The organism is Skermanella aerolata KACC 11604 (assembly GCF_000936425.1).
Lineage (GTDB): Bacteria > Pseudomonadota > Alphaproteobacteria > Azospirillales > Azospirillaceae > Skermanella > Skermanella aerolata.
Genome location: NZ_AVFK01000045.1, coordinates 39,464 through 50,787 on the forward strand (window position 1 = coordinate 39,464; position 11,324 = coordinate 50,787).

The window sequence follows — 11,324 nt, forward strand, 5'->3', positions numbered from 1 at the left end:
CATATCATCCCGCCTTGCTCACCTCGGCAGCGCCCTTCATCATCGTAGAGGGGGATACCATAGAATGGGCAGGACTATACGCTGAGCCAGTCTGCATCCATTTCTCTCAACCGCTCGCCGCACCAGATTTTGTGTCAATGGGGGAAGAAACCGGCCCCAAACGCCGGAATAAGTTCGCGCGGTACGGGGGCCGTTGGAATCACAAGGCAATCGCCCTTGAAACCGACCGCCGAACTCGTCATATGGAAATAAATGGCGGAATATAACGGCAGGCGTAAATGAGGACTCAGATAGAAAGCCCTTGTCGTAAGCGCGCCTGCTTGGCCGTAAGCCGAGTTTCAGATCCTCGCGCTTAGAGTAAGGCTAAGCCATAACGGTCTTGTAGATTCTAATAGCTGCCATGATGCCCTTCACCACTTGAACCACGTCGCGCACAATCGAGACGACCTTAAATATTGTTTTGAACTTAATTGCCTCCTTCTGATGCTTGATGATCAGACTGTCAGTGGCGACTGAACGACGCAATGGCGGGTCGCACTGCTAATCCTTTTGTGCCTGTGTTATCGGCGCAGTCTCCGGCGTTCACTCATCGGGATCGCGCTGGGTTTTGCCTCGGGTCTCGGTGGCGATAGCCTCGGCAAACGTCATGGTGCTGTCCTGATGTTGTATGTGTTCAACCTATCCCGGCGATTTAGCATCGGTGACAATCAATGGTGAATGAACGACTTGTCGAAACAGAGCGCGATCTACGGACCGCTCACGAGCGGATCAGGCAGATGACCAGGGAAATTGATCAGCGCGACGAACTAATCGGCCAACTCCAAGCCGAGGTTGAGCGCTTGCGTCAGCGGATAGTCCAATTTGAACAGCAGGATACTGAAGCTCATCCAAGTTAAGTCAATCTTACATTGACACACCGCTGATTGCGCCCACTGGTGTCATAACTTCCGATAACGTTACATTATCGGAAGTTATGAGGAGCAGCGGGAATGGGCGATGGTGGCACGGCTGTCGCTTTTCCTGGTTCACCGGAAACTCGAGCATTTTTGCCCGAATTAGCGGAACATCCCTCCAGGATCACCGGAATTTTGCTTGGCTCGGCGGAAATTCCCGTCCCGTCCTGGCCAACTTCAACCCCCGAAAGCCCCGCCGACCTCTTCTGGCGCAGAAGCCGCTCGTCGGCCACCGCCATTCCGTCCGGCAAGTACGATATCGCGTCCTCTGCGCCAGGGGCCGGATGATGCGCTCCCGGCGCTCCACTTCCCGCCAAGCCTTATCGCTGGCCGACTGATGATTCGACCCAGTCCTGCCCCACGCCAGCACCTCTACGGGGAAAGCCCATGCCACGCGGTCCGCCGAACCTGGACAGATTTCCGGCGATCCTGGTAGAATTCCGCTGATCCAGGAAAACGGACCACATTGTTTTATCAAGCTTTTGTGTCCGGTGATTCAGGAAAGCTGACAACGGCTGTCGCTTTTCCTGGTTCACCGGAAAACCGAGCATTTCCACCCGGATCAGCGGAACATCCCTCCACGATCACCGGAATTTCGCCTGGCTCGGCGAAAATTCGCGTTCCATCCTGACCAACTTCAACCTCCGAAAGCTCCGCCGACCTCTTCTGGCACAGGGATCTGTCAGCCTTCGGGGCAAGTTGAGCATTGAACAGACGTCTGACTACCAGAAGCTGTATCAGGCGACGGAGATCAGATCCCGCAACGCGGCCACCCGCTGCACTTGAATGGTCCGGCGGCGGGCGAGGGAGACGTTCTGGTTGATGTAGCTGGCCGATCGCAGGAAGTTGCGGACCTCGTCGAAGGCGCGGCAGAAGCGATGAGCCGCATCAAAATTCTTGAAGCCGCGCATCGGTCGATAGCGTACTTTTATGCTCCGGTGACTCTGCTCGATCACGTTGTTTTTGTACTGACTGGTGCGGTGATCGACGTCCGTGCCGAGTTCCTCGGCAATAGCCCTGGGATAGCTGGTATGGCCGTCGGTTGTGACCTGCTCGGGCTCGACCTGGGTGACCGACCTGGCGGAGCGAAGGAAAGCCTTGGCCGCTGCCATGTCGCGGCTTTTGCTGAGGTAGACGTCGACCAGGTTACCGTCGCGATCGATCGCCCGGTAGAGATAGCACCATTTACCGGCAATCTTGAGATACGTCTCGTCGACGTGCCAGCACCGGCCGGCTTTACCGGCCCGGCGCTTGCGTAGACCCTCGGCCAACATCGGCACCAGTTTGGCTTCCCAATCTCGCACCGCCTCGTGGGTGAACACGATGCCCCGGATCAGGAACATCTCCGCCAGATCACGCAGGCTCAGCTTGTAACGCAATCTCCAGAAGACCACGAGAAACACGATGTCCGTCGGGACCTGGACCCGGTTCAGCGCCGTGCCGGTCCGCTCGTTGAACCGCCGCCCACAATCCCGGCACCGAAACCGCCGGAAGCCATGAACCGTTCGCCCCTCCCGCTCCGTAGTCGCCGACGAGTGGCAGTGCGGGCAGTTCATGGCGGCTCTCTTGATCTCTCAAAATGGGCTCGGGAACCTATCCGCTGGAAGCGCTCTCGGCAAGCTGCCCCGAGATCTGACAGAACCAAGGTGACGGCATTGGGGCGATGACGGCCGGGTGCGGCACGGTTCACCGGAAACCCACTGTTTCTCGATACCATCAGCCTTATTCAGCTCTTTGACAACTGGTGGGGACGTCCCCCCGATGGACTCCGCTGTTATGCCAGTTTGCGCACCAAAATCATGCGTGATCTTTCCCGGCCGTCATCATCATCCGGCACAGGAGCCGTCCTTCGTTGTCATTGGCGAAACCGGCGGTTGCATCCATTCAGGAACGTGCTCGGCGATCAGCGCCCTGGTGAGCTGCGCACCGCGCCGGCTCAGGCGGTCGATCCAGTCCTCGCTCATGGCGGAGAAATCCGTAGGATAGGCGTAGGCTTCCTCCCGCGTTACCAGATCGGCAGGCGGGTATTTCAGCTGCCTGTCGTCCTGGCCGAGATAGGGGAGCAGGACCCTGCGCAGCTTGCCGGCTGCCTGCAACTCGAACAGCCGTTTGATACCAGCGTTCTGCGCCCGGTCGTGGATGCAGGCGATAGCGCTCTGCAGGCGAGCGATTAGAAACTGACTAGGTGGATCGTGACGCAGCCCGTACCCGGCACGGCAACAGATGATGGTGTCAATCTCCTGGACATTAAGGCTGACAGTCGGGTCGCGGTCCGGCCAGAGCGGGGCGAGGCCGAGATTGTCGTACACGCCGCCATCGGTGAGAATGACCCGTTCGATCCGCCGGGACCCGTCACGCTTGTCGAAGGGAAGCACCTCGTCCAAGGCCGGCAGGAACATCGGGTAGGCGGCCGATGCGGTCACCACATGCGCAAGGCTGATGTCCGGCTGCGCAAGCCGCCCCAGGCGCCAGGAACCGGACTCGCGCGGCGTGAAATAGAAGGCTGACCCGGTGCGCAGCTCCGCGGCATTGACGATCAGCAGGGGCGTTCGGTCCTTCAGGTCGCCAACCCGCTTACCCTTGAAGAGCGCATCGTCCACCGCCCGTCGGAAGATGGTGGTCCGGCTGGCAAATCGCCGGAATGGCAGATGCCAGTCCGCAATCCGCCAGTTCGGGCGCAGGCGAGCCGGCAGAAGAAAGCTGCCGAGCCAGAACGACCATTTCAGGGCGATCAGCAGCAGGTTGGCGGTGCCAAGGAGTGCCCAGCAGGCGAGCGCCTTGAGGCCTTCGCTGGTGGTGAACGCTGCGCGGAGAGTTGGACGGGCAAGACCCTGCCGCAGGACGGCCCGGACCTGCGCCTCGAACTGCTCGAACGAGCCGTCATGCGCGGCATAAAGCCCGCCGATGACACTGCCGCCCGAGACGGTTGAGAGCACTCTGACTTGGTCTAGAATACCGAGCTCCTGCAAGGTCCGCAGGCAGCCGAGATGAAACGCCATGGCGCGCGCGCCGCCGCCCGAGAGCGCAATTCCTACTCTAAGCTCATGCAAATCCGTTATGCTCCTCTCACGCTTGGCTCCTGCGGCAGCGCATCCGCCTTCTGGTCCGCGAAAATGATGGCCGTCTCGCCCTCGCCGGCGATCAGCATCAGGGCGGGCATCGTATCCATATCCAGGAGCGCCGCGAGCCAATCGATCTGCACGCCATCCACGGCGCTAGGGCGGGCGGAACTGTGCGGCGGGTGGGAATGCCATTCGCCGACATAGCGAATCTGTCCGGCCGTGCGCAGGCGCACCTCATCCATGATCGCCGAAACGCCTTCGATCCCACGCACGAAGCCGCTTAGCTCCTCGCAGCTGTCATGCGGCGCAGGCGTGGCATCGACGAGATGAATACGCCGGGCCGGAATGTCGACAAGGCCTAAGAGAATGCCGCCCGTCTCGGCGGGGAGCTTAGCATCGCGCATCACGTGAACGCGCCGAATCAGTCCGGCATCAAATGCGATCTGCCAGTCTCCGGCGCGGAACGCGGTTACCGCTTCGGGCGTCGCCGCTTCCACGCTCACGGCGCCATCGGGCGCAAGGCTCCAGACGGTGATCGCGGCATCCTCGCCATCCAGCGCCGCCGAGAGCCCCAACGCGGCAAGGCCACTGAGGATGGAAGCGCAGGATTGCGGAATCCGATTGGTGATGGCGCGGCAGGCGCCAGTATAGGCCACCGTCTCGGCGCGGCGGCCGAGATGATCCCGCAGATGCTCGGTGCGCAGCACCAAGCCAAAATACTGCGCTTCGAGATCGCGCAGGGTCAACGTCCGCCCGGCTGGCTCCGCCAGCAGCACCGCCCCTTCGCCCGCAGGATTGAAGAAGACGCTGGCGCGCCGTGCCGCCGCCGGGTGATCTGAAAGGTATCTTGCGGCAGCCACCGAGGCGGTCGCGTCGATAATGATATCGGCCTCGGCAACCGCCTTTTCGATTTCTTCGCCCTTCTCGCTGCTTTCGAACAGATTGGCGACGATGGGCCTCGCGCAGTGTGCGACGTGATTGATGCTGTTCAGGTGCTGAGCGAGCACCTCGGCCTTTGGATCCATCACGCGGGTGCCGGTCGCCACGTGCCGCGCGAGATTATGCGGTAACAGGCGATCATCGTCGGTGATCGTCCACCGAAACCGCCCTTCGCGGGCAAGCGAGTCGGCAACGTGAGAGCCGATCGCCCCCGCCCCGATAAGAACGGCCGCGCGCCCGTCCGGCGCACCTCGGCCGGCAAGCCGCGCCGCAAGGTCGGGCTCGAAAGCAAGGTTGACCTCGGCGCAGAAAATCTCGATATCGGCGATGGCAGCCTCATCCGGTGCGCCTGCACCGATGGTCCTCACATACCCAACCTTGCCGTGCCCGCCAGACGGCTGCGCGACGCCAAGCCCGACGGCAATGTCGCCGGCCGTCTTCCCTGTGACGAAGGCGCGGTGATCGATGCCGTCCTGCTGCTCCCCGCGCGGGGAGACGACTGGCATTTCCACGATGATGGCGAAGCGGCCATGGAGCCGCCAGGTCGCGCCTTCGCCCTGATCGACCCAGGCGAGCAGGCGCTGTTTCAGGTCATGGAACAATTGGATGCCGCGCTCCTCCAGCATGGCGCTGAGCCGCGCAAGGTTGTCCGGCGCATACTTGAGGCGCTTCATATTGCCGGGCGGAACGCGGTAGGTGACAACCGAAAAAGGCTCGGCATTGTCGGGATAGCGGCTAGGCTGCGCCCGTTCGACCCGCAGCATCCTGCCGTCATTCTCGCGGTGGAAGGCGATCAGGTCCTGATCCGCCTCGTTGAGGACAGACCGGGCGATGTAAAAGCTGAGATGCGATCCTATCATCACAGGATCGATGGGCTGGCGCGCATCGTGCAGTTCGCCACGTCCCGCGCGGTGGAACCAGGAAAGGATACGTTCGATCAACTCCGCCGGCGTCCAGGTGAGACGCGCCTCGCCCCACGGCCGGTCATCGATGCAAATGGTCGCCGGAACACCTTCCGGGACGAGCAGCTGGTGCTCGGTATCGGGGAAGTCGTCGCGCAGCATGGTGACGAATGGCTGGACATCCTCCCGCACGAAAAGAATGCCGATGCGCTCGGCGGGTTTGATCGGGTAAAAGGGCCGCTGCGGCGCGCCTGTCCGCAAATCGAGAATGACGAGTTCGCGCTCGCCGTCGCGGCGACCTTCGACAAAGGCGCCAGCCTGCGCGGCGTATCGCTGGACATAAGGAACGACGCTTCTGGCCGGCGCATGGCGGAAGCCGGAAACGTCAAGCGTCTCGTTGAACTCCTCGAGCCAAGCGCTGACGCTCATCAGCCAGCCCGCGGAGTTTCGGCGGCAGCGGAGGCACTGACCATCGGTGCCAAGATGATTGGCGCGAGGCCAAAGGCGGTGATCTCGTAGCCGAAAGTCAACGGCCGTGCTTTCGAAGGGTTCTCCATTGTGACGGTGAACTGACCGTTGAGCCCCTTCACGACGCGGCGATGGTGATTGGCTGCCTGCCGGTGCGGTGGCTGCACGTCATTGTCCTCCTTGGAGCCCTTGGTTGGGATCGGCCAGCTTGGGGAAACAATCGTTGCACCGTTGCGCCCCTGTTTTTCGAAGAGCCATTTCACGTCAGGTACGGCCTTCGTCTCGTCGGTCCCGCGATCCGGACAGAGCGATAGGTAGGAGCAGTGGTGGAAGAGCTTCATCAGGTCCCAGAGTAGCCGGTCGTCATTGCTCCTATTCCGGGTCACCTGCACGATTGCCGAGATGCTTTCATGGTCGAGATCGGAACCGAGCAGCGCATAGGTGTCGTTGCCGCCTTCCCGGAACGTGACCTGCATGGCGATCGAATCCTGGTTGCGATCGATCACTGTGTTCTCGTCCTGCCGCCAGCCAAAGGGGCTGTGGACGAAGAATTCGGCCTGCGCCTGCCCCTCCTTCGTATAGCCGGGCACGAGTTTGCCGGCGTCCACCATGAGGTGCCGGCGGCTTTCGAAGTCGATGCCGTTCTCCGCCATCCAAGCCCTGAGCGCTTCGGGACGGGAGAACACCAATACGCCCTTGCCTTCCTTGAGCCTGTGCCGAGCCTCGGCCCGCACCAGCCAGGCATCGCCACCGAGGTTGTCTTCAAGGATGGCAGCCGCTGGCACCCACAGCTCGCGGATGCGAATGCGCTCCTGGTCCTGATACTTGCCGGCGTGTTCAAGCCAGAAAAATTCGCCGAAGCCCTTGCAGTGGTCCTCGTCGAGATGGGTGATGCAGACGGCATCGAAATAGTTGCGACGGACCTTGGCGAGGTCGCGGCGAAGCTCCCGTGGGAGATCGCAGCGCATATCATCCTCGTCGTCGGCGCAGCGCATGTCGGCATAATCGATGAGCACCTTGCGCCCGTCGGCGATGTCGAGTCGCAGCGTGTCGGCGTTACCCAGCGGAAAAAAGTGAGCTTGCGCGACCATGATGGTCTCCTTTCCTCAAAGGCTCAACCCTTGGGCGGGTAAGAGGCGTTGCCGTAGGTGTTGTGTTCGCGAATCTGCCCATTGCGACCATGGATCAGCATTTTGCTGCCATGGTTGATGGTGATGCCGCGTACGGTATCAATGGCTTCTTGCTGGCGCGGTGGACAGACGTAGCTTTGGCACTGCCCGCGCCCTTCACGATCCATCCACCTTGATGCGCAGCAACATACTTATTTTTGTTGGACATTTCGCCGTCCTTCCGTCCAAAAAGGTTTGACTTTTATCAACCTCATGTTTACAAGTTGCTTATAAAAATGCGGTTTGTCAACCGCTAAAGAAAGGAGCGACCGCCATGTTGGGGGAGAGGCTGAAGATCGCGCGGAAAAAGGCGGGCCTTTCGCTGCGGGCGCTTGCCGAGATCATGGACCCGCCAGTGAGTGCGCAGGCGATCAGCAAGTACGAGTCGGGAGAGATGATGCCGAGTTCGCGCGTCCTTGTCGGGCTCGGTAAGGCGCTCGGCGTGTCGCTCGACTTCCTGATGAGCGGCGAAGTCGAGGAGCTGGCGGGCATTGAGTTCCGCAAACACTCAGGCGCTTCCGCACGCGACCGCGCCTGCGTAGAGGTGATCGTGACCGAGGCGCTCGAAAACTACCTCGCGGTGGAAGACATTCTCGACCTGCCGCCAGTGGATGATCCTTTCGCAGCCGTCCGCTGCGATCGCGTCGCGAGCTATGAAGAGGCGGAGCAGTTGGCCGACATGCTTCGCGAGAAATGGCATCTCGGATTCGATCCCATTCCGAGCATGACTGGGTTACTGGAAGAAATTGGCATCAAGGTCATTGAAGCGGATTTCCCGGAGAAGATATCCGGGCTCACCTGTGAGGTGCGGCGTACTAGCAACCGCTCATCCATCCATGCGATCGTCATTGCGCTGCATATCAATATCGAGCGCAAGCGATTTACCCTAGCGCACGAATTGGCGCACCGCGTCATAAAGGGCGTGGCGGGCACCGCCATCAAGCTGGAAACCGCAATGAATCGTTTCGCCGGTGCCTTCCTCGTCCCAGGCAAACATCTAAAGCAGGAAGTCGGATCACGGCGACATGGCGTCGCTTACCGCGAAATCATGCAGCTCAAGAAGTTCTACGGCGTCTCGGCGGCAGCAATTCTGGTGCGCCTGCGTGATGTCGGTATTCTTCCCGAAGCCGTGACCTCCTATGCTTTCCGCACCTATGCGAACAGGTGGCGGTTTGAGGAGCCGGAGCCGATCGAGGATGGCGAAGGGTTGGGCGCGTTCGAGCGGCCAGCGCGTTTCGAGGGTCTGGTTTACCGCGCGCTTGCTGAGCAGTTAATTTCACCCGTGCGCGCGGCGCAGCTTCTCGGAAAACCGCTTCCGGAGATCGAAAGGGGGATCAGGGGGCCTCGCGAGCAGTGGCATGCGTAATCGTCAACGATGCCTGTTGCCTGATCGACCTGCGCAAGGCGCGCCTTCTGCATGCCGCCCTGTCGTTGCCGCACCGTTTCGTGGTTCCCTATCCAGTGCGCGCTTCCGAACTGCTAGAGTTCACGGCACAAGAGTGGCAGCTGCTGGATGACAGCGGGGTCGAAACTTTCGACCTGCCGCCCGACGCCGTGAGCGAGGCGCTGGCGATCAAGGCACAGCGCGGCCGACTGTCCGCGAATGACTGTTTTTGCCTGGTCGCGACGGCGCGGCACGACAATGCGGTTCTGCTGACAGGGGATCAGCTCTTGCGCAAAAGCGCCGGCGAGATGGGTATCGAGGTCCATGGTGTCTTGTGGATTATCGATCTTCTGCAGGACGCTGGATGGCGACCACTAGAGCTGCTCGTCAGCGCGCTCGAAACCTGGCGCGGCGATCCGGCGGTTTTCCTGCCCGCCGAGGAGATCGACAAGCGCCTGCGGGCGCTTCGCCGGCTGATGAGCTAGACCTTGCGAAACAGCGGTTTACTTGCAAGTGTCTGTTCGCAGGCGGTGCTTGAGATGGACCCCGGATCTGAGACAGGTGACGATGCGAGAGTCCTGCTTCTATAAACGGCTCAGAAACAGGAGCAGTCATGAAGCAATCTCGGCAGAAGCACAGCGCGACGTTTAAGGCAAAGGTGGCCTTGGCAGCGCTCAAGGGCGATCGCACGGTTGGCGAACTGGCCGGCGAGTATGGTGTCCATCCCAGCCAGATCCACGCCTGGAAGAAGGCGCTGCTCGACGGCGCGGCCGGCGTGTTCGAGAACGGCAGCGAGCGGGACGACAAGATCAGCGAAGTCCAGGTCGGCGAACTCTACCGCCAGATCGGCCAGCTGAAGGTCGAGAATGATTTTTTGGCCAGGAGGCTCGGCAAGTAGGCCGGGCCGAGCGTCGCGCGATGATCGACCGCGCGCATCCCACCTTGTCCGTCAGCCGACAGTGCCACCTGCTGGATGTCAGCCGGGCCTCTGTCTACCGCCGTCCGGCTCCGGTCAGCGCGGACGATCTCCGGCTGATGGAGCTGATCGACCGCCAGTACCTGGCGCGGCCCTTCTACGGGTCGCGCCGCATGGCGGCGTGGCTGGCCACCCAGGGCTTCCCCGTCAATCGCAAGCGGGTTCAGCGCCTGATGCGGTTGATGGGACTGGTCGCTATCTACCAGCGCCCCAACACCAGCAAGGTGGCGCCCGAGCACGCCAAATACCCCTACCTGCTCGGCGGCCTGACGATCGACCGGGCCAACCAGGTCTGGTGCAGCGACGTGACCTACATTCCGATGGCCAAGGGCTTCATCTACCTGGTGGCGATCATGGACTGGCACTCGCGGGCAGTGCTGGCCTGGAGGATTTCGAACACACTGCACGCCGACTTCTGCGTCGATGCTTTGGAAGAAGCGTTGCGGCGGTTCGGGCGACCGGAAATCTTCAATACCGATCAGGGCAGTCAATTCACCAGCACTGACTTCACCGGCGTGCTGAAGGCCCACGGTATCAAGATCAGCATGGACGGTAAGGGCCGGTGCATGGACAACATTTTTGTTGAGCGGCTGTGGAGAAGCTTGAAGTATGAGAACGTGTACTTGCACGCCTACGCTTCGATTACTGAGGCCAAGGCGGGCATTGGGGATTGGCTGCATTTTTACAACGAGGAACGCCTTCATCAGGCGCACGGCTACCGGACGCCCCGGCAGATCTACGAGATCCAATGCCCGTGGACATCGGGACGATCGGCTGCGCCGAACGGTTCCGCTTCCCCCGCTTCCCGAGCAAGATCGGGAACCGGGGAAATGCTCACCTACGGGTATGGTCATAATCGAAAACCGGCTGTGCTTCGAGGTCACACGACCACTGCCACCGCGATGCCAATCACATCAACCCTGAAGTCACAGGTCAATGTGATTAGCATAGACTGACTGCGGTTCTCTTTGCGCACGTGGACGTGCGAAGGAAAAGCCCATGTCGTCTAAAATCAGCGGCGCTTGCCGAGCGGCTGAAGATGCACCGCTACAGGCGGTGAATATTATCGGGGAGCGAGTCCCATGCCGAGAAGCCAAGCAACGGATCTGGCAGGCCCTCGACCTTCTGGGTCAGCAGTCCAGGAGGTTGAAGACTTCGCGCAACCAGGCGGCCGAGGTATCAACACCGGTACCGGCGCGTCGGACAGGAAGCGACCTTTGAGCCTCGCAGCAGCGTATGCGCGGGTGTCGTCAGAGCGGCAGGAAAAAGAGCAGACAATCGAGAGCCAAGTAGACGCCCTGCGCCGAGCGGCCGAACAGCGCGGTTTGTCGTTACCATCCGACATGATTTGTATCGACGACGGTTACAGCGGCACGACTCTCGAACGCCCCGCCTTGGATCGGCTGCGTGACTTGGTTAGCGGTAAGCCTCCGACGAAGGCCGCCTTGATGGTTTGTTGAGGACAGCGGAT

8 protein-coding genes and 1 pseudogene are annotated in these 11,324 nt (G+C 61.0%); 4 read left to right on the forward strand and 5 right to left on the reverse strand.

What is annotated here, in order from left to right; all coding sequences use genetic code 11:
- Positions 1 to 1,690 precede the first annotated feature (1,690 nt).
- The 5 genes from N826_RS32305 to N826_RS42205 all read right to left on the reverse strand — a co-directional run bounded on the left by N826_RS32305 (position 1,691) and on the right by N826_RS42205 (position 7,621).
- Entirely contained in the window at positions 1,691 to 2,509 is an 819-nt protein-coding gene (locus N826_RS32305; RefSeq protein WP_044435856.1) for an IS6 family transposase, read from the reverse strand.
- A 270-nt stretch (positions 2,510 to 2,779) separates the two neighbouring features.
- Positions 2,780 to 4,003 carry a patatin-like phospholipase family protein gene (locus N826_RS32310; RefSeq protein WP_280178513.1) on the reverse strand — a complete coding sequence of 408 codons (1,224 nt, stop codon included), beginning with the start codon at positions 4,001 to 4,003 and terminating at the stop codon, positions 2,780 to 2,782.
- Positions 4,004 to 4,008: 5 nt separating this feature from the next.
- A complete protein-coding gene (cap2-3, locus tag N826_RS32315; RefSeq protein WP_044435860.1) occupies positions 4,009 to 6,285 on the reverse strand; it encodes an anti-phage 6A-MBL system cap2_3 protein in 2,277 nt (758 codons plus the stop codon).
- The gene (mblB, locus tag N826_RS32320; RefSeq protein WP_044435862.1) at positions 6,285 to 7,415 is read right to left on the reverse strand and encodes an anti-phage 6A-MBL system MBL-fold protein; all 1,131 of its coding nucleotides are present in this window, start codon (positions 7,413 to 7,415) and stop codon (positions 6,285 to 6,287) included. Before mblB ends, cap2-3 begins: the two co-directional genes overlap by 1 nt.
- A gap of 23 nt (positions 7,416 to 7,438) precedes the next feature.
- On the reverse strand, positions 7,439 to 7,621 hold the full coding sequence (locus N826_RS42205; RefSeq protein ID WP_244619772.1) for a DUF2188 domain-containing protein: 183 nt from the start codon (positions 7,619 to 7,621) through the stop codon (positions 7,439 to 7,441).
- 146 nt (positions 7,622 to 7,767) lie between these two features.
- Here N826_RS42205 and N826_RS32325 point away from each other — a divergent pair, with 146 nt between their 5' ends.
- From N826_RS32325 to N826_RS46065, 4 genes and pseudogenes are all read left to right on the forward strand, one after another.
- The gene (locus tag N826_RS32325) at positions 7,768 to 8,859 is read left to right on the forward strand and encodes a helix-turn-helix domain-containing protein (RefSeq protein WP_044435863.1); all 1,092 of its coding nucleotides are present in this window, start codon (positions 7,768 to 7,770) and stop codon (positions 8,857 to 8,859) included.
- Positions 8,847 to 9,362, forward strand: a complete 516-nt coding sequence (locus N826_RS32330) for a PIN domain-containing protein (RefSeq protein WP_044435865.1) — start codon at positions 8,847 to 8,849, stop codon at positions 9,360 to 9,362. The genes N826_RS32325 and N826_RS32330 overlap by 13 nt, the downstream gene beginning before the upstream one ends.
- Positions 9,363 to 9,490: 128 nt before the next feature.
- Positions 9,491 to 10,593: pseudogene (locus N826_RS43610) on the forward strand (IS3 family transposase); the annotation flags it as partial.
- Between the two features lie 342 nt (positions 10,594 to 10,935).
- Positions 10,936 to 11,313: a recombinase family protein gene (locus N826_RS46065; protein WP_084721363.1), complete on the forward strand. Its 378-nt coding sequence runs from the start codon at positions 10,936 to 10,938 to the stop codon at positions 11,311 to 11,313.
- Positions 11,314 to 11,324: the final 11 nt, after the last annotated feature.

Bases quoted from the DNA above. Each gene is read 5' to 3' on its own strand.
- N826_RS32305 (WP_044435856.1), bottom strand. From the start codon at position 2,509: ATGAACTGCCCGCACTGCCACTCGTCGGCGACTACGGAGCGGGAGGGG.
- cap2-3 (WP_044435860.1), bottom strand. From the start codon at position 6,285: ATGAGCGTCAGCGCTTGGCTCGAGGAGTTCAACGAGACGCTTGACGTT.
- mblB (WP_044435862.1), bottom strand. From the start codon at position 7,415: ATGGTCGCGCAAGCTCACTTTTTTCCGCTGGGTAACGCCGACACGCTG.
- N826_RS42205 (WP_244619772.1), bottom strand. From the start codon at position 7,621: ATGGATCGTGAAGGGCGCGGGCAGTGCCAAAGCTACGTCTGTCCACCG.
- N826_RS32325 (WP_044435863.1), top strand. From the start codon at position 7,768: ATGTTGGGGGAGAGGCTGAAGATCGCGCGGAAAAAGGCGGGCCTTTCG.
- N826_RS46065 (WP_084721363.1), top strand. From the start codon at position 10,936: ATGCCGAGAAGCCAAGCAACGGATCTGGCAGGCCCTCGACCTTCTGGG.